The following is a 19,723-nucleotide window of genomic DNA, read 5'->3' as shown; positions in this document are numbered from 1 at the left end:
GGCCGATCGATCGTCGGGACCCGGCCCGTCAGGCCAGGGGTGATCTCAACTCGGACAGGTTGGGGCGCAGTGGACCAACCGACTTGTTTTGCAGCAGCCGAACCAGGCGACGTTGGGTGTATTTGGCATGATCCGGCAGCAATTCGATGAGCGCGGGCCGGTCACGCCTGGCGACAGCTTCGATGATCTGATTGTGCTGGTCGAGATTGGCGGCGAACTGTTCGGACTGGAATTCGGGATCCGCTTGTTCTGCTTGGTAAATATACACATTCAACCTGCGGACATGCCGATGCGTCGATTCGGCGAAGTCGTAAAACAGCGCGTTGCCGATGGTGTCATGCATCCGCAGATGAAAATCCTGGTTGAGCTGCGTGATCGCGAGAAAATCCCGACGCTTCACGCTGTCGGTATATCGGCGCTGGATCGCCATCAGGTCAGGAGCCAGCGACGGATCGTCCAGACGGCACATCTGACCGAGAATGGACTCGGCAAGCTGGTGCGCGACGACGATCTCGCCCATTTCGTCGAAGTCGAGTTTGCGCACATAAGTACCGCCGCGCTGCGGCATGATCTTCACGAAACCCTCCGCCACCAAGCGGTTGATGGCTTCCCGGGCCGGCGTCCTGCCCAGTTTGAAGCGGTCGATCAGGATGCGCTCGTCGATGCGGCTCCCCGGTTCAAGCGTCATGTCGATGATTCGCGAGCGGATCACATCCAACGCGGCGTCGGTCTGCGATATCAGGCGTGCGTCATCGGATGCGCTGCTGAACACCGTCCGGTGAGAGTCCTCGGTCACCGGTATGTCGGCCATCACCTTCCGCCCCCCTTGCCCGCGCCGTTTCGTGGTCGATTTCGGAGTTATTTCTTTGGTCATGCCTGCCTCTTAGGGGCGCGTATATGTGAGCATCGCAAACGCCGGTCAAATACGGCAATTGCCACCATTCCTGTTGTGCCCGAGCCATCCCTGTTTGTCGATCATCAGTTTATTGCCTCCGCCCAACGGTGCGGGACGCGCTTGACGCTATCGCCACAGAGTAATATACGTCGCATATACGAACCACATTCCGAGGCGAACATGCAAACCGCTTTCGAGTTGTTGGAAGCCGCAGCCGGGCGGACGGTCCGGCGCGATATCGGACGTCTTGTCGCTTTTTCGCAGGGCAACCTGGAGAAAGCCGCCAAATCCATTGCCGAGCATCCAGCGCCACATGTCGGAATCATCGCCGGCTTCTTCGTCCGTCATGCGGAACCGCCGTCGCCGGAAACCGACGGGCTCAATGGGCTGGGCCAATTGGCCGCCGGGTTGACGGAAGCCGGCATCAAGGTGACGGCCATTTCCGACGCTCCCTGCGCCAAGGCTGTGTGGGCGGTAACCAAGGTCCTGCCGCACGATGTCGGGCTTGAGATCGTGTCGGTGAGTCCCCAGTCCGTTCGTCAGCTCCGCCACAAGCTGGAGGCGGACGAGTCACCGATCACCCATCTGATCGCCATTGAGCGTTGCTCCCTTGGTTCGGATGGCAAGCCGCACCGCGAGCATGGTTGGGATATATCGGGCGACACCGCGCCGCTCGACTATCTGTTCGAAGATGCCGGATGGAAGGCGCCCTGGAAGACCATCGGCATCGGCGATGGCGGCAACGAGATCGGCATGGGTGTCCTGCCCGCCGACATCGTGGAAAAGGACATTCCCAACGGGGCCTTGATCGCGGCGCGCACCGGCGCCGATTTTCTCATCGTGGCCGGTGTCGCCAACTGGGGCGCCTATGCGTTGCTGGCAGCAGTCGCCGCTGCACGTCCGGATCTCGCTCCCGCCCTGCTCAAGCATTTCAACGGGAAGACCGAACACGATATTCTGGACGCCGCCGTCAACATTGGCCAAGCCATCGACGACAGCCGCGTCGACCGCCCCGGTCAGCTCCAGATGACGATTGACCGCCTGCCGCTCGCCGATCACGTCGCGGTGGTGGAGGAGATGGCAGCGATCGTCAGGCCGTCCTAAGGCAAACCGCCGTCTGGCACCCGTCCACGCCGGCCCTTGGGATCGGAATGGACGGAGCTGGACCCACCAAGCCGGAGTTGCGCATGTCCATCCCCTGCCTTCGTTCCTTCGACGGGCGTCTCAGCGCGCACATTGGATTTCTGTTCACGGAACAAGCGTTCGCCGAGCGCCCGGAGGCGGCCCGCCGCGTCGGCTTTGGCGCCGTGGAGCATCCGAACCCGTTCGACACTCCGGCGCCGGAATTGGCGCGTCGCTTGTCGGATGCCGGGCTGCGCTTCGCGCAGACGGGGTTTCCCGCCGGTGACGTGACACGTGGCGAGAAAGGGTTCGCGGCGCTTCCCGAACACGTCGCCCGGTTCCGCTCGAGCGTCCAGCCGACCTTGGATTATGCCGAAGCCATCGGTTGTCGCCTTGTTCATGCAATGGCCGGCGTCAGGCCCGCCGACGTGGCGAACCCGTTGCTTTGGGAAACCTATCTCGAAAACCTGGCCTTCGCGGCCGACGCGGCGGCCACCAGAGGGATCGATATTCTGATCGAGCCAATCGGCCCGGGCTCCATCGCCAATTACATCATCGACGATCCCCGTTTGGCGATCACGGCGATCCATGACCTCCGGCGCCCCAACGTGGGGCTGCTGATGGACGTCTATCATTGCGTGTCCCTCGGTCACGACCCGGTTCGGCTGATCACCGAACACGCGGCGATCATCAAGCATGTCCAGATCGCCGATTTTCCCGGCCGGCACGAGCCTGGTTCCGGCACCATCGCCTTCGATCCGATTTTCGAGGCGCTGAAGGCCGTTGGCTACATCGGCTACATCGGCTGCGAATATCACCCATCGCTGACGACGGCCGCCAGTTTTTCATGGTTGCCGACCGCTCCCGGCGATGCGGGAGCTCAATTCACAGGAGTGCGATGATGAGTTCCCCCCGCATTGCGTTGCTGCACGCGACCCCGGTGGCCATGGAACCGGTCCATGACGCGTTCGCCCGTCTGTGGCCCGACGCCGAATTGGTCAACCTGCTTGATGACGGGCTGAGCGTCGATCGAGCGAGGATGAACGAACTTACGGAACCGATGACCGAACGGTTTGTCAGCCTCTGCCGGTACGCCGAGAGCACCGGAGCGGACGGACTGCTCGTGACCTGCTCGGCCTTCGGCCCGGCGATCGAGCGTGCCGCGCGCGACATGAGCATTCCTGTCCTGAAACCCAACGAGGCCATGTTCCAGGCGGCGATCAAGGCCGGGAACCGGATCGGCATGATCGCGACCTTTCCGCCTGCCCTGGCGACGATGCAGGAGGAATTCGCCGAGGAATCACAACGGCTGGGAGCATCGGCCCAACTCACGTCCATCGTCATTCCCGAAGCGATCGAGGCACTTCGCCACCATGACGTCGAGACGCACAACGGGCTGATCGCGGAGCGCGGGAAGCAGTTCGAGGGGTACGATGCCGTGATGCTGGCGCATTTCTCGACCTCGCGGGCGGCACCGCTCCTGCGAACGAAGATCGGTGCGCCCGTCCTGACCGCCCCGGACGCGGCCGTGGCCAGGATGCGTCAGCGCGTGCTTGGAACGTCGCCTCAAACCTTGGGAGGCCGGTGATGCTTCTTGGCGTGATTGCCGACGACTTCACCGGTGCCACCGACATCGCCAACACGTTGACCAAGGGGCTCCCCGGGTCATGTGGCCTGATGACGACCTTGTTCCTGGGAGTTCCGTCGAAGTCCGCCGATCCGGCCTGCCAAGCCGGCGTGGTGGCGCTGAAAAGCCGATCGATTGGTGCTGCGGATTCGGTTCGGCAATCCGTGGACGCATTGCGGTGGTTGCAGGCGCAAGGGTGCCGTCAGATCTTTTTCAAATATTGCTCGACTTTCGATTCCACCCCAGCCGGCAACATCGGGCCGGTCGCGGACGCTCTCAGCGATGCGCTCAACGTCTCGGGGATCGTTGTCTGCCCTGCCTTTCCTACAGCCGGACGCACGCTCTATAACGGGAACCTCTTCGTCGATGGGGTTCCGTTGGCCGAGTCCAGCATGCGCGCCCATCCGCTCACCCCGATGACCGACAGCAATCTGTGCCGCTGGCTTGGTTTGCAAACGGAGCATCCGGTCGGCCTAGTGCCATGGGAGATCGTGCGGCGTGGCTCTGGAGCAATCCGCAACGCGTTGGACGCCGCCGCTGCCCGTGGTGAGAGATTGATCGTCGTTGACGCGATCACGGACGAAGACCTTGTCGCAATTGGGCGATCCTGCGCCGACGCGCCGCTCCTGACCGGCGGCTCCGGGTTGGCGCTTGGGTTGCCGGACAACATCCTTCGGTGGTCGGAGGCCGTGACGGACAGGCGGGATTTCCCGTTGGTGAGTGGCCCGGAGGCAATCCTTGCCGGCAGTTGCTCGAAGGCGACGTTGGCGCAGATTGCGCGGCATCGGATCAGCCATCCCGCCGTCAATGTGTCCGTGGCCGACGTCATGACGGGCAAGGTCGACGTGGAGCGCCTTGCTGCGTTCGTGCGCGAGAATTCCGGTCGGGCGCCCCTGATTTACTCGTCCAGCGAGCCGGAACAGGTCGTGGCGGCGCAGACGTGTTACGGCACGGACGCCGTGGCGAAATCGCTTGATGCGTTGTTTGCCGATTTGGCGTGCCGATTGGTCGAGGGCGGTCTCGCCCGTCTTGTCGTTGCGGGTGGTGAGACATCGGGGGCGGTGGTGTCGGCACTTCATCTCGATGCCCTGAGGGTTGGACCCGAGATTGCCCCAGGTGTTCCCGTCGTCGCGACCCACACCGGTCCAACGCTGGCGCTTGCCCTCAAATCCGGAAATTTTGGCGGACCCGACTTTTTCGAACAGGCGCTGCGGATGATGGACGTGGGTCCAGCGGTATCATTGACATCTCCAGGGAGCATGAGATGAGGGAGAGCGGATGGCGGGAAGAAATTTGTCGGTTTGGCCGATCTCTGTTTGAGCGCGGCCTGACGCCCGGCTCCTCGGGCAACATATCCTTGCGGTTGGACGACGGGGGCTGGTTGGTGACACCGACCAACGCGTCATTGGGCTTTCTTGATCCGGCCCGTTTGTCGCGGCTGGACTCCGGCGGCCGGTTGCTTTCCGGTGATCCGGCGACGAAAGAGATTCCACTGCACAGCGCCGTCTATGAGACCCGCCGGGAGAGCCGAGCGGTCGTGCACCTGCATTCCACACACGCCGTTGCCGTAACGATGTTGCCCGAGATAGACCCCTCGGCGGTTTTACCGGCGATGACACCCTATTGTTTGATGAAAGCGGGCCAAGTCGCGCTAATCCCCTACCATCGGCCTGGAGACCCCGCCGTCGCCGACGCCATCCGCGGGCTGGCAGGGCGGTATTCATCCGTTCTTCTGGCCAACCATGGCCCTGTGGTGGCCGGAGAGTCGCTGGAGGCGGCGGTTTCCGCCGTCGAGGAGTTGGAAGAAACGGCGAAGCTTTATCTCATGCTGAGGGGGCTAAATCCGCGCTATCTTACTCCGCAACAGGTAGAAGATTTGGTGTCCAGCTTTGCGTTGGACCTTCCCGTGCATGATCATTCTCCTCACACATTGACTTGATACTTAGATTTTTAGTCGGCGCCGTCAAGTTCGAGTTGGCAAGGTGGCCGGGGTGACGGTACAGGGCGGGGATGACGACGCGCCCCGATCCGATGTACGCTGGCTACCGCTTCCCTGCCGAGGTAATCAGCTTTGCGGTGTACCTGTACTTCCGCTTTCCGCTGAGTCTGCGCATGGTGGAGGAGTTGCTGGCCTTGCGCAGGATCACGGTCAGCCATGAATCCGTGCGCCAGTGGGGCCTGAAAATCGGCCGAACGATTGCCAGCCGCATCCGGCAACGGCGCCTCGCCCGCGGTGACAAGTGGCATTTGGATGAGGTCGTCATCAGCATCGCCGGCAAGAAGCATTACCTGTGGCGGGCCGTCGACCAGGACGGCTTCGTGCTCGACGCGCTCGTCCAGAGCCGGCGCGACACCAAGGCGGCCAAGCGTCTGCTGCGCAAGCTGCTCAAGAAGCAGGGCCGCGCTCCCCGTGTCATAGTGACCGACAAGCTGAAGTCCTACGCCGCCGCCAAGAGGGACCTGAAGCTGCGCTGCGAGCACCGCCAGCACAAGGGCCTTAACAATCGTGCCGAGAACAGTCATCAGCCGACCCGACGACGCGAGCGGCAGATGAAGCGCTTCAAATCACCACGGCAGGTGCAGCGCTTTCTGTCCATCCACGACCCGATCAACAACCTCGTCCATCTCCGCCGCGATCATCGCTCAGCCTCCGAGTACCGCGCCGCCCGAATCTACGCGTTCGCCGCCTGGGCTGAGGTGGCCGGCGCGCCGCTGGCCGCGTAATCGTCCCGCCCAACGCACATTCCTGCTCAAACCGCGCCCGCCCTCATCACCAGCGCCAACAACTTGACGGTGCCGCCAAAGTCAACGGAACCCCTTTACGCTCCCGCATCCTGCCGCTTGTAGAGGAGTTCCAGGCAATCAAGGCTCTCGTGCAACTGGCGAAACAGATTGCCGGGATCGCTGGCCGCCTTGCGCTGATCGTCCGTCCGCAAAAGGCCATGCACTGCCAGATCCGCCAGAATCCCAGCGACCTCCCTGGCCGTCTTGCGCCCGCCATCGTGAAACCACCAGGTCGTCCAACTGCACATGCCGATCAGCGCGAAAGCGGCGACGCGGGCGTCGACAGGACGGAACACGCCCTGCTGGATCCCTCGCGCGATCTGCGTCGTGAAATGGTCGAGCACGGCCCGTTTGGAGCGCTCGTGCACCGCGCGCAGGTCGGGGGGCAGTTCCACCTCGGTCCGATCCACGACCCGGAAATGAAGGGCGTGCGAGAGGAGAAGCTCGACATGGCCGCTCACCATGGAGCGCAGGACCTCGACCGGATCGTCGTCGGTCCGGGCCGAGAGCATGGCGGATTGCCGATCGCTGACGACGGTGACCTCCTCCACCAGCGAAGCCAGGATCTCTTCCTTGCTTTTGAAATAATAGTAGAGCGCCGTGCGTCCGACATTCAGCGCGTCGGCGATATCCTGGAAGCTGGTGCCGGCGAAGCCGCGTTCTGCGAACAGCTTTGCCGCCGCGTCGAGCACGCTCTGGCGCAGCAGCGCCTTCCGGCCGGTTTCCGCTTTGGCCGATGTTCTGCCCACCCCGTCCTCCTATCCGGTTTCTCCATGCCGCAGGATGGGAGGTTTTGACGCGAACGTCAAATTTTTGAAGCGTTGATTGACGGGGGCTTCCCAATCCCAAAGGGCATCGAAGGCTTTGAAAACGTTGCCTTGAACGGCAATGACCACAATGCAGGTGCGACAAAGCGCGCCTTGACAGGAATTTCCACCTATTGACGGTACCGTCAATTATTCGTCACCATGTCAAATATGCAGGGCGGGCAGCATCGATGAATGGCCGTGCCGGCCTGCCTCAAGACCAACATACGGGCGGATCGCGCCGCCCTTCGTAAGGGAGACGATGGACATGCCGGTTTCGGGCACACCCGCGCCTGCCGCACATCAGTCGGCGGATCAGGCGGCGACGGCGGGATTTCTCAACACCGATTGGAACCCGCGCGACCTTCCCGACGGCACGCTGACGCGCAACGTGGCGCTGCGCACGGCCGACCGGGCGGCGACGGGGGGCACACTCTATGTCAGCGGGCGCAGCGACACGGTCGTGTGCATCATGCACCCGCGGGAATTCATGGCCTGCCATTACCTTGTCCCGGACATCGTGGAAGCCGGCTTCGCCGCCTGGTCCCAGTCGCCGCGCTCCGTCGGCAACGACAGCCGGCTTGAGCACGAGACGGCTCTGTTCGATGTCGCCGCAGGGCTGTCCTTCCTGCGCGCCCAGGGCTTCCGCCGCATCGTCCTGCTCGGCAACTCCGGCGGCGGCAGTCTCTACGCCTTCTACATGCAGCAGTCGCAGTTGACGCCGGATCGGCGGATCGCCCGCACGCCCGGCGGGCGGCCGACCAATCTTGCGTCGCTTGAGATGCCGGTGGCGGATGGGCTGGTGCTGGTTGCGCCACACCCCGGCCAGGGCATGCTGCTGATGGGATGCATCGACCCGTCGGTGACCGACGAGGATGACGCGCTGTCGGTGGATCCGGCGCTCGATCCCTTCAGTCCGGCGAACGGCTTCGCGGAGCCTCCGGGACCGTCCCGCTACTCCCCGGACTTCGTCGAACGCTACCGCTCCGCGCAGCAGGCCCGGGTCGCGCGCCTGGACGAACGGGCGCATGCCCTGATCGGGGAACGGCTGGCGGCGCGCAAGCGCGCCAAGGAGACCGGCGGCATCGACGACCGGCGGCGCGGCGCCCACACGCCACTCATGACCGTTTGGCGGACCGATGCCGACCTGCACTGTTTCGACCCCAGCCTCGATCCGTCCGACCGCGGCTATGGCTCCCTGTGGGGGCGGGATCCCTTTGCCTCCAACTACGGCGCGGTCGGCTTCGCCCGCGTCTGCTCCCCTGAGGCGTGGCTGTCGACCTGGTCGGGCCTGTCGTCGAACGCTTCCCTGCACAAGACCGCGGCAGCCGTCGAACAGCCGTTGCTGCTGGTCGAATACACCGGCGACGTCTCGACCTTCCCGTCGAGGGTCGCGTCTCTGTTCGACGGCTTCGCCACAGGACGCAAAACGCATCTGCGCATCCGCGGCGATCACCACGGCCGCGCACTGACCCCGGATGAGGAGCCGGGGCGCTACGCCGCAGGCCGGGCGGTCGGCGGGTGGCTGCGCGACCATTTCGGCGGCTGAGCGCCGCGAACGAATAGGAATTCAAGGAGACCAGCATGCTTGACCAATCTGCGACCAGGCTCCGCCTGCGCGGCGTGGACCATAGCGCCCGCCCGACCTGGAAACTGCGCGAAACCGTGGAGTTCTACCGCGACAAGCTGGGCCTGCCGCTCGTCCATGTCATCTCGGCGCGCGGCTGGGGCCCGGCCACCCATCCCGACTTCCTGCATTTCTTCTTCGACAGCGGCAACGGCAGCACGATCGCCTTCTTCTATTATCTCGGGTCCGACCAGCCGGAGGCGCTGGAAGGGCGCGCCGCGATGCCGCCGCTGCCGGACGACCACGTCTTCGATGCGACCCACACCGCCTGGCTCGTCGACAGCGAAGAGGAACTGAAGGACTGGAAGCGGCGCCTGGAAGCCGAGGGTCTGACCGTTTCGGTGGAGACCACGCACGAGGTGATCGAGTCCATCTACGTGCGCGATCCCAACGGTTATTTCGTTGAGATCACCCGCAAGCTGCGGCCGCTGAACGCCATCGATGCCACCGACGCCGCCCTGACCCTGCGGGCCGCCCTGGATGCCGAAGACGCGGCATCCGCCGAAGGCCGGCGCGTCGCCGCCATCGACGAGATCTGGACAAGAAAGTCCAGGTTGCTCGATGCGGACGGCGGCCCCTCCGCGGCGGTCAGCATCTTCGTGCCGCGGCTGGAGGAGTTCGCCAGCCTGACCCGCGCGGCCCGCGGGCGCGGCGACTGCACCGTCACCGCGCTGGACACCCACGACCGTATCGACGCCGCCGGGCCGGTCGAGTTCCAGCGTCGTGCGCTCGGGCTGAAGCCGGCGGTCTGGTACGGACTTTTCACCGGCGGCATCCGCGGCCGGATCGAGATCTTCGACCGCGACCGCGTCGTCATCGCCCCCGCTGCTTAAGGCGGCCCGCGCATCGAAACGCATCAAGGGGAGGACAGAGATGACAGGAATCCGCAATCCCATAAGCGGAGTCGTCTACATGCCGGCCGATCAGGCCGAGCGATACCTTGCCGACGGAGCCTGGATCCCGTCCACCGTCGGGGACGCGCTGCGTGCCACCGCGGCGCGCCATCCTGACAAGCCGGCCCTGATCGGCGACGAGCGGACCGTCACCTTCGCCGAACTGGACGGGGCGAGCGACCGTTTGGCCGCGGCGCTGCTGGCGCTGGGCCTTGCCGCCGGCGACCGCGCGATATTCCAGATGGGCACGACGGTCGAGACCGTCATCGCGCTCGCCGCCTGCTTCAAGGCGGGGATCGTCCCCGTCTGCACGCTGCCGCAGCACCGCGAGGTGGAGATCGGCGAGCTGGCCCGTCAGAGCGGCGCCCGCGGCTACTTCGTCCAGGCGGACTTCAGCCGCTTCGATCTCGTCGGTTTCGCCATGTCCATGATGGAACGGCACACCGGCTTGCAGCATCTCGTGGTTGCGCGGGGCGGGAGGTCCGCCGGACTGGCGCTGGAGGATTCTGATCGCTGCCGTTCCGGCGGAAACCGCGCGCGCCCGGCTGGCCGGCCTGCCCTTCGGTCCGCAGGACGTCCTGGCCTTCCAGCTGTCCGGCGGCACGACCGGACTGCCCAAGATCATTCCGCGCTTCCATGCCGAATATCTCGGCCATGTGCGGCACCTGATGGGGCTCTACGGGATGACGGCCGACAGCCGCATCCTGTGGTCGCTGCCCCTGCTGCACAACGCCGCCCAGGTCTATGCGCTGATGCCGATGATGCTCGGCGGCGCGACCGTCGTCCTGATGCCGAAGGTCGACATCCGGCGCATGCTGGAGCTGATCGAGGCGCACCGCGTCACCCACGCGCTGTCGGTCGGCCCCATCGCGCCGCAGCTGATGGGCTATGCGGACATCCGGCGGCACGACCTGTCCTCCCTCCGGCTGTTCGCGACGATGAGCCGCGCCGACAAGCTGGAGGAGCACATCGGCGTGCCCTGCTCCAACCTTTACGGCATCACCGAGGGGTTGCTTCTCGGCTCGCCGGCGGACGCCCCGACTGAGCGGCGGCACCGCACGCAGGGCACATCCGGCTGTCCGTTCGACGAGATCCGGCTGCTCGAACCGGGAAGCGAGACCCCGGTGCCGCCCGGCCAGATGGGCGAGCTGTGCTTCCGCGGCCCGTCCAGCCTGCGCGGCTATCTCGACAACCCGGCGGCGAATGCCGGGGCCTTCACGTCCGATGGCTTCTACCGCACGGGCGACATCATGACGGCCCATGTCGTGGAGGGACAGACCTGCTACGCCTTTGAAGGGCGCCTGCGCGACAACGTCAACCGCGGTGGCGAGAAGATCGGCTGCGAAGAGGTGGAGGCCTATGTCAGCCGCCATCCCAGCGTCGCCGACGCCAAGCTGGTCGCCATGCCCGATCCGGTCTATGGCGAGAAGGGCTGCATCTTCATCATCACGCGGCCAGGCATGCCGGCTCCGAACGTGCAGGAGCTGGGCGCCTTCCTGACCGGTTGCGGGCTTGCGAAATACAAATGCCCGGAACGCGTCGAGGTGCTGGACGAGTTCCCCCTCACCCGCGTCGGCAAGCTGAACAAGCCGGCGCTGAAAACACTGATCGCCGACATCTTGGCGGCTGAATCCACGGCAGGTGCGGCATGACTCCCAACGACTTCACAGCAACCGAATACATCGTCGGCGCCAACCCCCTGGTGATCCGCCGCCGGGTGAAATGGGGGGAATGCGACCCGGCCGGCGTCGTCTACACCGTCACCTTCAGCGAATACGTCATCTCGGCCGCGGAGCTGTTCTACGGCAGCCTGTTCGGCACCACCCCGCAGCGCGCCAAGGACGAGCAGGGGTTCGGCACGCCCACCCGCGCGCTCGACTTCGACTTCCGCCGGTCGCTGCGGCCGGACGAGGAGTTCGAGATGACCGTTACGGTCGCGGAAATCCGGAGCCGCACCTACGTGCTGCGGATCTGCGCCCGCACGCTCGATGGCGACATCGCGTTCCTGGCACATCTGACCCCGGTCTGCGTCGCCCGCGGCGAACGCCGCTCCATCGACATCCCCCCGGCATTCCGGCAGGCGCTGGAACGCTACCAAGGCGCCTGTGCGGCAGAAGGCCGTGCGGCGGAAGGAGGCCCGGCATGAAGATCACCATCATTGGAGGCGGGCCGGCCGGCCTTTATTTCGCCCTGCTCGCCAAGAAGCACGACCCGGCGCACGACATCCAAATCCTGGAACAGAACCCGCGGGGCGCCACCTACGGCTGGGGTGTCGTCTTTTCCGACGTCGGCCTTTCCTTTCTGAAGGAGGCGGACCCGGACTTCTTCGCCGAATTCACCGCCGGGCATGAATGCTGCGATTACATGGAGATCGTGCACCGCGACACCCGCGTGCAGATCCACGGCAATCACTTCTCCCGCACCGCCCGGCTCGCCATGCTTGAAACACTGGAGCAGGCTTGCCTGCGGGTGGGTGTGGAGATCCGCCACGGCGAACGCATCACCGACATCGACGCGCTGGCGCAGGACGCCGACCTGCTGGTCGGGGCCGACGGCGCCAACAGCGCGGTGCGCCTGCACTACGCCGAACAGTTCCGCCCCAGCTTTGAACGGCGACGCAACAAGTTCGCCTGGTACGGCACGCGCCAGCGCTTCCATCCCGTCTCGCTGATCTTCCGCGAAACCGCGGCTGGCGTCTTCATCGCCCACAGCTACCAGTACAGCCCGGAGTTCAGCACCTTCCTGGTCGAGGTCGATCCGGAGACGTGGCTGCGCGCCGGCTTCGACCGGATGAGCGAGGAGGAGAGCAGCCGCGCCTGCACGGAGATATTCCAAGCCGACCTTGGCAGCAACCCGTTGCTGACCAACCGGTCGCACTGGTTCGAGGCGAACATCGTACGCAACGAGCGCTGGCATCACGGAAACGTCGTGCTGCTGGGCGACGCGCTGCGCACTGTGCACTTCTCGCTGGGGTCCGGCACCCGCATGGCCATGCAGGACGCCATCGCGCTTCACCGCGGGATCGTCGACCATCCCGGCGACCTGACCGCCGCCTTCGCCGTCTTCGAGGCGCAGCGCCGCCGGTCCTCCTCCAGCTTCCAGGGCGCCGCCGCGCGCAGCCTGGACTGGTACGAGACGGTCGCCGGCAAGCTCCACCTCGACCCCGTCGGCTTCGCCTACGACTACATGCGGCGCACCGGGCAGGTCAGCCACGAGGATTTGCGCCGCCGCGATCCGCATTTCACCGCCGCCTACGAGGCGCAGAACACCGACGAACCCCTGGGGAGGACGGCATGAACATTGTCAGCGTCTCCGACGTTATCGGGCGCAGCCGGCTGGGCGGCTTGCAGTTGCGCGTCGTCGCGCTCTGCACCCTGTGCATGATCGTCGACGGATTCGATGTCCAGGCCATGGGCTATGTGGCTCCGGCGATCATCGGCGACTGGGGCATCCAGAAGGCGGATCTCGGCACCGTATTCGGTGCCGCTTTGCTGGGCATGACCCTGGGTGCCCTGGTCATGGGCATGATCGCCGACCGGTTCGGCCGCCGCCCGGTGCTGATCGCCGCCATGCTGTGTCTGGCACTCACCAGCTTCGCGACCGCGCAGGCCGCCAGCGTCGAGGAGTTGCGATGGATGCGCTTCCTGACCGGCCTGTGCATGGGTGCGATCGTGCCCAATGCCGTGGCGCTGGCCGGGGAGTTCAGCCCGGCGCGGGTGCGCATCACGCTGATGATGGTCGCCTCATCCGGCTTCATCCTCGGCGGAGCCTTGGGCGGGGTCGTCGCCGGCCTGCTCATCCCGGCCTATGGCTGGCATGCGGTGTTCCTCGCCGGTGCGGCCGCCCCGCTGCTGCTGGGCGTGGCGATGCTGGCCCTGCTGCCGGAATCCCTGCAATACCTGACGGTGAGGGGGCGGACGCTGGAGCAGGTGCGGCGCTGGCTTGCCCGGATCGAGCCGGACCTGACCATGCGCGACGACACGGTTCTGGTCGCAGACGACCGTCCGGCGCGCGGTGCGCCGATCCTGGAGCTGTTCCGCGGCACGATGGCGGTGGCAACGCCGCTGCTGTGGCTGCTGAACTTCATGAACCTGCTTGCGGCCTATTTCCTCGCCAACTGGCTGCCGGTGATCATGACGGAGGCCGGTCATCCCGCCTCGGCAGCGGTGATGGTGGGAACGATCTTCTGGGTCGGCGGGCTGGTCGGCAACCTGCTGCTCGGCTGGCTGGTCGACCGGCACGGCTTCGGCCCGACGCTGGCGATCAATCTGCTGGCCGGCGCACTCGGCGTGGCGCTGATCGGACAGGTCTCCGGCTCGCTGGGGATCGCGGGCGCGGTGATCGCGGTGGCCGGCTTCTGCATCCTGGGGGGACAGTCCGCGTTGAACGCGCTCGCCGCCGCCTTCTACCCGACACCGGTTCGTTCGACGGGGGCGGGCTGGGCGCTCGGCATCGGCCGGCTGGGATCGATCTTCGGGCCGGTCATCGGCGGGGAACTGATGCGGCTGAACTGGTCCACCGCCGACCTTCTGGTGGTGGCCGCCATTCCCTGCCTGATCGCGCTGGCCGGCAACCTGCTGCTCTGGGCGCTTGGCCGGCTGCCGCGCACGGCCGGCAGCACGGCCGGCGCTCTTGCCCCGCAACCCGCCCGATCCCGCAGCTGAGGAGCCCGCATCATGACCCGCACCTACCGCATCGGGCAGATCGTGCCCAGTTCCAACACGACCATGGAAACTGAAATCCCGGCCATGCTGCGCGCCCGCGAGGCGATGCTGCCGGAACGCTTCACCTTCCATTCCAGCCGGATGCGCATGCACCGGGTGGTGAAGGAGGAGCTGGAGGCGATGAACCGCGAGGGGCTGCGTTGTGCCGCCGAACTCGCCGACGCCCGCGTCGACGTGATGAGCACGGCCTGCCTCGTCGCCATCATGGCGATGGGCCTCGGCCACCACCGCATAGTGGAGCGCGAACTGGCTGAAATCGCCCACGCGAACCACTGCGCGGCGCCGGTGATGACCTCGGCCGGCGCGCTGGTCGAGGGGCTGAAGGCGCTCGGCGCGCGCCGCATCGCCCTGATGGCACCCTACACCCGTCCCCTGACCGAACTGGTGGTGGCTTACATCGAGCATGAAGGGATCGAGGTGATCGACTGGCGCTGTTTCGAGATCGCCGACAACCTGGAGGTCGGCCGCCGAGACCCCATGCGGCTGGTCGAGGACGTGCGTTCGCTGAAGACGGCCGGGGCGGACGTCGTCGTTGCCTCGGCCTGCGTGCAGATGCCATCCCTGCCGGCGATCCGCCCCATCGAGGAGATGCTTGGCATTCCTACCGTTTCCACGGCGGTCTGCACCGTGTACGGCATGCTCTCCCGTCTGGGTCTGACCCCCGCAGTTCCTGGCGCCGGGGCGTTGCTGGCGGAAGGCCTGCCAGTCTTGCGCTGACTGCCAAGGGCAACGTCAATCGAGGGGAGCGCGACAGGTGACGTTGCAGCATCGAGGCAGTGGAGCTTCTGACGGCGTGGCCGACGCTGTTGATTACTCGATGCGGATGGAGTCCGGGCGTCCGAGGTCGAGCATGCGGTTCAGGACCGGGACGGCGACGCCGATCCCGGTCTGCCGCCGGTCGTCGGTATGGAAGCGCGGAGGTATGGAAGCGCGGACCATCCCCGATCACGTGTTTGTAGCGGCTGAAGATGGCCTCCACGAGCGCGCGCAAGTTTTAGCCGGATGTTGCCTGCCATGCCCCGCGACCACCGTCAGCGATGGCCTGCGGATGCCGGTCCCGCGGTGTCGGATCGCTCTGCGCGCTATCGCTCGGCACCGTGGTGGAGCGCGGCGGCACGGCCTCGTCGCTGAACCACACGGTCAGGCTGCCACGCGCTCGCAGCGCAGCATCATGCTTCTGCCAGTTGCGAACCCTGTATCGCTGCTTGGGGATGTGATGACGGCGCGCGGCGTTGCCTTTGAACGGCATCGGCTGGATCAGAACAGGGAAAGGTCAACGACGCCTCCCCTACGATGCCACCCCGCCATCCGCAATCCTCACCTCGCTGCAACAACGTCGCGGCGCGGGCCAGTCAGGCGTCGCACCAGGTCTGAGCCGACGGCAGCACCCGGTTCGACCGCCGGGAGGATCTGAGGCCGGATCAGCGCCACGGTCTCAGATCCTCCCGGCGGCGCACGGATCAGACCTGCGCCATGCCGCCATCGACCGGCAGCTCGGCCCCGGTGATGAAGCTGCTTTGGTCGCTGACGAGAAACAGTGCGGCCGAGGCCACTTCGTCGGCACGACCCATACGGCCGAGCGGGATCAGCGTCGTCAGCGTCTCGCGCACCTCGTCTGACGCCGCCGCCATCATGGCGGTGTCGGTTGGCCCCGGTGCCACGACGTTGACGCGGATGTTGCGGGGCGCCAGCTCGTTGGCCCAGGTCCGCGCGAACGAGCGTACGGCGGCCTTGGTGGCCCCGTAGACGCCATAGCCTTTGGTGCCGATCGCGCCGGCGATCGAGCCCACCAGCACGATCGAGCCGCCATCCGGCATGATCGCCGCCGCAGCCTTGGCGGCAAACAGCAGCGTGCGCACGTTGAGGCCGAAGGTCCGGTCGAAATGATCCTCGCCGATGCCGTCGAGGGTCGCGAACTCGGAGATGCCGGCGTTGACGGCGAGCACGTCCACCCGCCCGGCCTCGCTGCCCACCGCCTCGAAGAAGGCGGCGAGCGCCGTCAGATCGGAAGCATCGACGCGGCGCGAGTGCAGCCTGCCGGCCCCAAGCTCGACCTCTCCCTCTTCGGCGCGACGGCTGGTGGCGTAAACCGTGGCGCCTTCCGCCGCGAACCGCTCTGCGATGGCGCCACCGATGCCGCCATGGCCACCGACCACGATGGCGATTTTTCCTGAAAGCCCGCTCATGCGTCCTCACATCGCTGGTGATGACGAACAGCTATCATTCCTATATCTAATTACAAGAAGGCACCTGATGGTGCTCAGATACCAGATAGTGCCTAGATATTGAGGTGTATACCCATGGCCAGAGACGTGCTCGATCTGCCGCTCGATGTCACCGCGACGCGGCCCATCCTCGAACATATCGCCAACAAGTGGACGGTGCTGATCCTGAGCGTCCTCTGCACGCAGCCGGCGCGGTTCAACGACCTCAAGCGCCGTCTCGACGGCATCACCCACAAGGCTTTGTCCGAGGCATTGAAGCGTCTGGAGCGCAACGGCCTCGTCAGTCGCAAAGTCCTGCCGACGCAGCCGATCGGCGTCGAGTACACGATTACCGATCTTGGCTGCTCGCTGCGCGAACCCTTCGCCGCCCTTTACAACTGGTCGCTCGCCAACGGCTCCGCGATGGAAAGAGCACAGCGAGCCTATGACGCATCGAGAGGGGAGGGAGGGTTGGAGGAGGAGATTTAACAGGCTGCGGGAAAAGGGCTGCTCCCGGCCGGCGGGTCGTGATTCTTTGTGGTTGTTGAGAATACGGGTGTCGAGGGGACGATGCGGGGCACGGATGAGCGGAGCGAGGGTCTTTTCAGCCACGTGAGCTGTGAGGCTCGGGTTCCGGCCGATCATCCTCTGCGGGCGATCCGGGCCATCGTGGACGAGGCGCTGGAGGTGATGTCGTCGGCGTTCGAGAGGCTGTACTCCAAGATCGGGCGGCCGTCGATCGCGCCGGAGAAGCTGCTGCGGCCTTCTATGGACGCCCCGGTGTGTGACGTTACCGTGTTCACCAACAACCGCGAGCGCCTGCTGGCCGGCGATGTGGCGGCCAAGTTTCTGGCCACCCTGCTGGGCCGGCCGAAGGTCCAGGCACTGCTGTCGGACGAGCATTTCTCGGTGGACGGCACGCTGATCGGTGAGCCATCGAGACGCCACCGGTTCGAGCCCGATGGCGAACGGGGCGTCGGTGAAGAGTTTCCGGCCCAAGGACGGCAGCGGCGAGCCGCCGGGGCCGGGGCGCAACAGCGACCGCGACTTCCATGGCGAGAAGCGGTCCAACGAGACCCATGCCTCGACCAGCGATCCCGAGGCGCGGCTGTACCGCAAGGGAAACGGGCAACCGGCGAAGCTGGCCTTCATGGACCATGCGTTGATGGAGAACCGCCACGCCCTGGTGGTGGATGTCCGGCTCACCGCGGCCACCGGCCTGGCTGAACGCGAAGCGGCGGTGTCCATGGTCGAGGCCATCCCCGGCCGCCACCGCATCACGGTGGGTGCCGACAAGGCTTACGACACCAAGGATTTCGTGGCCGACCTGCGCCAACTGGGCGCCGCTCCGCATGTCGCCCAGAACACTCGCAACCGCCGCTCGCCCATCGACGGCCGGACTGCGCAAGACCCGCCATCGCGGCACGGGCCGTGTCGGCTGGATGTTCACGCTGACCGCCGCCGCCTACAACCTGATCCGCCTGCCCAAGCTGCTGGCGGCGGCATAATCATGCCCGGAGTCCGCCTAAGCGGCGGTTCCGGGGGCCTCGGAGCGCGAAAAGGCGCCCAATTCCGATAAAAACGGCCGTCAGAAACGCCATTTTTAAGCCTCAACGGAGGAAAAAGGCCAGAATATGTTCGTTTTTCCGCAGCCTGCCAGGTGGGGCAGTGCCAACGCGCGGTCCCAGGCTTTGAAATCGCACCACCCCAAGCGCGACAACACGTCAGCCCAAGGCCTGAGGCATCGTATAAGCTCTGCTACGGTCAAAACCGGTTCGAATGCCGGCAATGAGCGGACATGGCTCAGCAGAGCGAGGTGGTCTGTGGCGTCCATGATCCGATCAGGTTCATGGTGCTCGGCGATGATGATCGTGCCGTTTCGGATCGATCGCACAGCGGCCATACGATCAAACTCCTGTCTTCCGCAACCGACGGCACGCGGGCTCACTCAGTGCTCGTGCTCACCGCTTCAGCATTCTACCCGATGCGTTCAAGCTCTGCGCCGACGCAACCAGTCGCAGGACCGTTCACCCCACGTACGTGGGGCCGTGGCGCCTGGACCTGTTCATACACGTGGACAATTTCGCTGAGATGAACGCGGTCGATGCAGGCCTGTACGTAATGGCCTGGGCCACGCCACTGCATCTCCTCCGGCGAGCGCGGGTGGCCGGTCTCGAAAACCCGCAGCCAACTTTTCCGCCGCTGCGACGTCGTTGCCCCGCCGGCCGCTTCCACCTCGTTATCTTCCGCTTCCGTCCGGCTAAGGTACCAGTCGTTCAACACAGCGTGCCAGTCGTCGAAGTCAGAGAGGAGGATGCGATGGCGAGGAACAATGGCGCTGACCAGGACCGTCGCCTCACCCGCCGCTTTCCCCCAGATCGACGGCCGTGTGGACGGCCTCTTCAGCCACCCCCAGACGGGATAATCACCCGAGAAACGGGGCATCAACTCCGCCAATCTTTCACGCATCCAATCATAAGGGCTGGGGTGATCGGGATCGTCGGCTGGTCCTCTGGCGTCAGTGTGTCGGCCAAAAGCAAACTGGTGATTACCGGACAGCCAGCCGGTCTGTCGTGCCACGCTCAGCGCGTCACGGTGTTGTGCCGACCAGACCCGGACGGGTGCCATCGGATCAGCGCTCAGCACCGCAAGTAACCGTGAGCGGCTAATGGGTTTCAGCAACTGATCCTCCTGGCCGCGCGAAGCTTCCGGTTGGCAAACCGGATTGATAGGATTATAGGCGCATCCGGCGGTGATTTACGACTTGGGTTCGTGTTCAATCCGGCCTTGCAGGTTCCTCATCTTCGTAACAGATGTTTGGGCATTGTCACAGGAGTAGTGGCGGATCGCAGGTCTTGACATCATCTTCTTCGGATGCAGCAGCTCTCGTTTGCCCGCCATTGGTTTCCGCCTGATCTCTCGCTGCACCCCGCGTACAGGCCGTGGCCGGCTGCGAAGCCGCAACCACCGCAGCGTGAGCGAAACTGCAAATTTGGGGGGTCTACGCGCCGGCTCTATTCCCGTGACAACGCCACAAGGAC

At 65.3% G+C, this 19,723-nt stretch carries 20 protein-coding genes and 2 pseudogenes; 16 read left to right on the top strand and 6 right to left on the bottom strand.

What is annotated here, in order from left to right:
- Nucleotides 1-28: 28 nt before the first annotated feature.
- Entirely contained in the window at nt 29-811 is a 783-nt protein-coding gene (locus ACWPN8_RS22240) for a GntR family transcriptional regulator (RefSeq protein ID WP_109450241.1), read from the bottom strand.
- A gap of 264 nt (nt 812-1,075) precedes the next feature.
- Here ACWPN8_RS22240 and ACWPN8_RS22235 point away from each other — a divergent pair, with 264 nt between their 5' ends.
- The 6 genes from ACWPN8_RS22235 (at nt 1,076) to ACWPN8_RS22210 (ending at nt 6,368) form a co-directional block, all read left to right on the top strand.
- On the top strand, nt 1,076-1,999 hold the full coding sequence (locus ACWPN8_RS22235; RefSeq protein WP_109450243.1) for a glutamate cyclase domain-containing protein: 924 nt from the start codon (nt 1,076-1,078) through the stop codon (nt 1,997-1,999).
- Between the two features lie 83 nt (nt 2,000-2,082).
- The gene (locus ACWPN8_RS22230; protein ID WP_492242320.1) at nt 2,083-2,919 is read left to right on the top strand and encodes a hydroxypyruvate isomerase family protein; all 837 of its coding nucleotides are present in this window, start codon (nt 2,083-2,085) and stop codon (nt 2,917-2,919) included.
- Complete coding sequence (locus ACWPN8_RS22225) at nt 2,916-3,605, top strand: aspartate/glutamate racemase family protein (protein WP_492242319.1); 690 nt, start codon at nt 2,916-2,918, stop codon at nt 3,603-3,605. Before ACWPN8_RS22230 ends, ACWPN8_RS22225 begins: the two co-directional genes overlap by 4 nt.
- Nucleotides 3,605-4,912 carry a 3-oxo-tetronate kinase gene (gene otnK, locus ACWPN8_RS22220; protein ID WP_492242318.1) on the top strand — a complete coding sequence of 436 codons (1,308 nt, stop codon included), beginning with the start codon at nt 3,605-3,607 and terminating at the stop codon, nt 4,910-4,912. Before ACWPN8_RS22225 ends, otnK begins: the two co-directional genes overlap by 1 nt.
- Entirely contained in the window at nt 4,909-5,583 is a 675-nt protein-coding gene (otnC, locus tag ACWPN8_RS22215) for a 3-oxo-tetronate 4-phosphate decarboxylase (protein ID WP_492242317.1), read from the top strand. Before otnK ends, otnC begins: the two co-directional genes overlap by 4 nt.
- Nucleotides 5,584-5,654: 71 nt before the next feature.
- Complete coding sequence (locus ACWPN8_RS22210; protein ID WP_492242316.1) at nt 5,655-6,368, top strand: IS6 family transposase; 714 nt, start codon at nt 5,655-5,657, stop codon at nt 6,366-6,368.
- Nucleotides 6,369-6,463: 95 nt separating this feature from the next.
- Here ACWPN8_RS22210 and ACWPN8_RS22205 read toward each other — a convergent pair whose 3' ends face one another.
- Complete coding sequence (locus tag ACWPN8_RS22205; protein WP_492242315.1) at nt 6,464-7,177, bottom strand: TetR/AcrR family transcriptional regulator; 714 nt, start codon at nt 7,175-7,177, stop codon at nt 6,464-6,466.
- A 325-nt stretch (nt 7,178-7,502) separates the two neighbouring features.
- Here ACWPN8_RS22205 and ACWPN8_RS22200 point away from each other — a divergent pair, with 325 nt between their 5' ends.
- From ACWPN8_RS22200 to ACWPN8_RS22165, 8 genes and pseudogenes are all read left to right on the top strand, one after another.
- Nucleotides 7,503-8,783, top strand: a complete 1,281-nt coding sequence (locus tag ACWPN8_RS22200) for an alpha/beta fold hydrolase (protein WP_492242314.1) — start codon at nt 7,503-7,505, stop codon at nt 8,781-8,783.
- Nucleotides 8,784-8,818: 35 nt separating this feature from the next.
- Nucleotides 8,819-9,694, top strand: a complete 876-nt coding sequence (locus ACWPN8_RS22195) for a VOC family protein (protein ID WP_492242313.1) — start codon at nt 8,819-8,821, stop codon at nt 9,692-9,694.
- A gap of 40 nt (nt 9,695-9,734) precedes the next feature.
- Nucleotides 9,735-10,094: pseudogene (locus tag ACWPN8_RS22190) on the top strand (AMP-binding protein); the annotation flags it as partial.
- A gap of 124 nt (nt 10,095-10,218) precedes the next feature.
- Entirely contained in the window at nt 10,219-11,406 is a 1,188-nt protein-coding gene (locus ACWPN8_RS22185; RefSeq protein WP_492242312.1) for an AMP-binding protein, read from the top strand.
- Nucleotides 11,403-11,900, top strand: a complete 498-nt coding sequence (locus tag ACWPN8_RS22180; RefSeq protein WP_492242311.1) for an acyl-CoA thioesterase — start codon at nt 11,403-11,405, stop codon at nt 11,898-11,900. The genes ACWPN8_RS22185 and ACWPN8_RS22180 overlap by 4 nt, the downstream gene beginning before the upstream one ends.
- Nucleotides 11,897-13,051, top strand: a complete 1,155-nt coding sequence (locus ACWPN8_RS22175) for an FAD-dependent monooxygenase (protein ID WP_109450270.1) — start codon at nt 11,897-11,899, stop codon at nt 13,049-13,051. The genes ACWPN8_RS22180 and ACWPN8_RS22175 overlap by 4 nt, the downstream gene beginning before the upstream one ends.
- On the top strand, nt 13,048-14,418 hold the full coding sequence (locus tag ACWPN8_RS22170; protein WP_492242310.1) for an MFS transporter: 1,371 nt from the start codon (nt 13,048-13,050) through the stop codon (nt 14,416-14,418). The genes ACWPN8_RS22175 and ACWPN8_RS22170 overlap by 4 nt, the downstream gene beginning before the upstream one ends.
- Before the next feature lie 12 nt (nt 14,419-14,430).
- Nucleotides 14,431-15,195, top strand: a complete 765-nt coding sequence (locus ACWPN8_RS22165; protein ID WP_492242309.1) for a maleate cis-trans isomerase family protein — start codon at nt 14,431-14,433, stop codon at nt 15,193-15,195.
- Between the two features lie 93 nt (nt 15,196-15,288).
- On the opposite strand, the gene ACWPN8_RS22160 is transcribed toward ACWPN8_RS22165, so the two are convergent.
- The 3 genes from ACWPN8_RS22160 to ACWPN8_RS22150 all read right to left on the bottom strand — a co-directional run bounded on the left by ACWPN8_RS22160 (nt 15,289) and on the right by ACWPN8_RS22150 (nt 16,664).
- Nucleotides 15,289-15,417 (bottom strand): hypothetical protein, encoded by a 129-nt coding sequence (locus ACWPN8_RS22160; RefSeq protein ID WP_492242308.1) that lies wholly within the window; start codon nt 15,415-15,417, stop codon nt 15,289-15,291.
- Between the two features lie 55 nt (nt 15,418-15,472).
- On the bottom strand, nt 15,473-15,727 hold the full coding sequence (locus ACWPN8_RS22155; protein ID WP_492242307.1) for a hypothetical protein: 255 nt from the start codon (nt 15,725-15,727) through the stop codon (nt 15,473-15,475).
- 211 nt (nt 15,728-15,938) lie between these two features.
- Nucleotides 15,939-16,664: an SDR family NAD(P)-dependent oxidoreductase gene (locus tag ACWPN8_RS22150; protein ID WP_492242306.1), complete on the bottom strand. Its 726-nt coding sequence runs from the start codon at nt 16,662-16,664 to the stop codon at nt 15,939-15,941.
- A gap of 114 nt (nt 16,665-16,778) precedes the next feature.
- Here ACWPN8_RS22150 and ACWPN8_RS22145 point away from each other — a divergent pair, with 114 nt between their 5' ends.
- Nucleotides 16,779-17,171, top strand: coding sequence for a winged helix-turn-helix transcriptional regulator (locus tag ACWPN8_RS22145; protein ID WP_109450266.1), 393 nt, complete (start codon nt 16,779-16,781; stop codon nt 17,169-17,171).
- Nucleotides 17,172-17,252: 81 nt separating this feature from the next.
- Nucleotides 17,253-18,190 (top strand): annotated as a pseudogene (locus ACWPN8_RS22140) (transposase).
- A 469-nt stretch (nt 18,191-18,659) separates the two neighbouring features.
- On the opposite strand, the gene ACWPN8_RS22135 reads toward ACWPN8_RS22140, so the two are convergent.
- A complete protein-coding gene (locus tag ACWPN8_RS22135) occupies nt 18,660-19,364 on the bottom strand; it encodes a DUF3841 domain-containing protein (RefSeq protein WP_492242305.1) in 705 nt (234 codons plus the stop codon).
- Between the last annotated feature and the right edge of the window lie 359 nt (nt 19,365-19,723).

The organism is Azospirillum sp. UENF 112521, assembly GCF_058780665.1.
The sequence above is the reverse complement of the archived record's forward strand: the minus strand, read 5'-3'. Positions and strand labels throughout refer to the sequence as shown.

Excerpts from the sequence above, each read along its gene's own strand:
- ACWPN8_RS22235 (WP_109450243.1), top strand. The coding sequence starts at position 1,076 with ATGCAAACCGCTTTCGAGTTGTTGGAAGCCGCAGCCGGGCGGACGGTC.
- ACWPN8_RS22165 (WP_492242309.1), top strand. The coding sequence starts at position 14,431 with ATGACCCGCACCTACCGCATCGGGCAGATCGTGCCCAGTTCCAACACG.
- ACWPN8_RS22170 (WP_492242310.1), top strand. The coding sequence starts at position 13,048 with ATGAACATTGTCAGCGTCTCCGACGTTATCGGGCGCAGCCGGCTGGGC.
- ACWPN8_RS22155 (WP_492242307.1), bottom strand. The coding sequence starts at position 15,727 with ATGCCGTTCAAAGGCAACGCCGCGCGCCGTCATCACATCCCCAAGCAG.
- ACWPN8_RS22225 (WP_492242319.1), top strand. The coding sequence starts at position 2,916 with ATGATGAGTTCCCCCCGCATTGCGTTGCTGCACGCGACCCCGGTGGCC.
- otnC (WP_492242317.1), top strand. The coding sequence starts at position 4,909 with ATGAGGGAGAGCGGATGGCGGGAAGAAATTTGTCGGTTTGGCCGATCT.
- ACWPN8_RS22230 (WP_492242320.1), top strand. The coding sequence starts at position 2,083 with ATGTCCATCCCCTGCCTTCGTTCCTTCGACGGGCGTCTCAGCGCGCAC.
- otnK (WP_492242318.1), top strand. The coding sequence starts at position 3,605 with ATGCTTCTTGGCGTGATTGCCGACGACTTCACCGGTGCCACCGACATC.
- ACWPN8_RS22180 (WP_492242311.1), top strand. The coding sequence starts at position 11,403 with ATGACTCCCAACGACTTCACAGCAACCGAATACATCGTCGGCGCCAAC.
- ACWPN8_RS22160 (WP_492242308.1), bottom strand. The coding sequence starts at position 15,417 with ATGGTCCGCGCTTCCATACCTCCGCGCTTCCATACCGACGACCGGCGG.
- ACWPN8_RS22195 (WP_492242313.1), top strand. The coding sequence starts at position 8,819 with ATGCTTGACCAATCTGCGACCAGGCTCCGCCTGCGCGGCGTGGACCAT.
- ACWPN8_RS22145 (WP_109450266.1), top strand. The coding sequence starts at position 16,779 with ATGGCCAGAGACGTGCTCGATCTGCCGCTCGATGTCACCGCGACGCGG.
- ACWPN8_RS22175 (WP_109450270.1), top strand. The coding sequence starts at position 11,897 with ATGAAGATCACCATCATTGGAGGCGGGCCGGCCGGCCTTTATTTCGCC.
- ACWPN8_RS22210 (WP_492242316.1), top strand. The coding sequence starts at position 5,655 with ATGACGACGCGCCCCGATCCGATGTACGCTGGCTACCGCTTCCCTGCC.
- ACWPN8_RS22150 (WP_492242306.1), bottom strand. The coding sequence starts at position 16,664 with ATGAGCGGGCTTTCAGGAAAAATCGCCATCGTGGTCGGTGGCCATGGC.
- ACWPN8_RS22240 (WP_109450241.1), bottom strand. The coding sequence starts at position 811 with ATGGCCGACATACCGGTGACCGAGGACTCTCACCGGACGGTGTTCAGC.
- ACWPN8_RS22200 (WP_492242314.1), top strand. The coding sequence starts at position 7,503 with ATGCCGGTTTCGGGCACACCCGCGCCTGCCGCACATCAGTCGGCGGAT.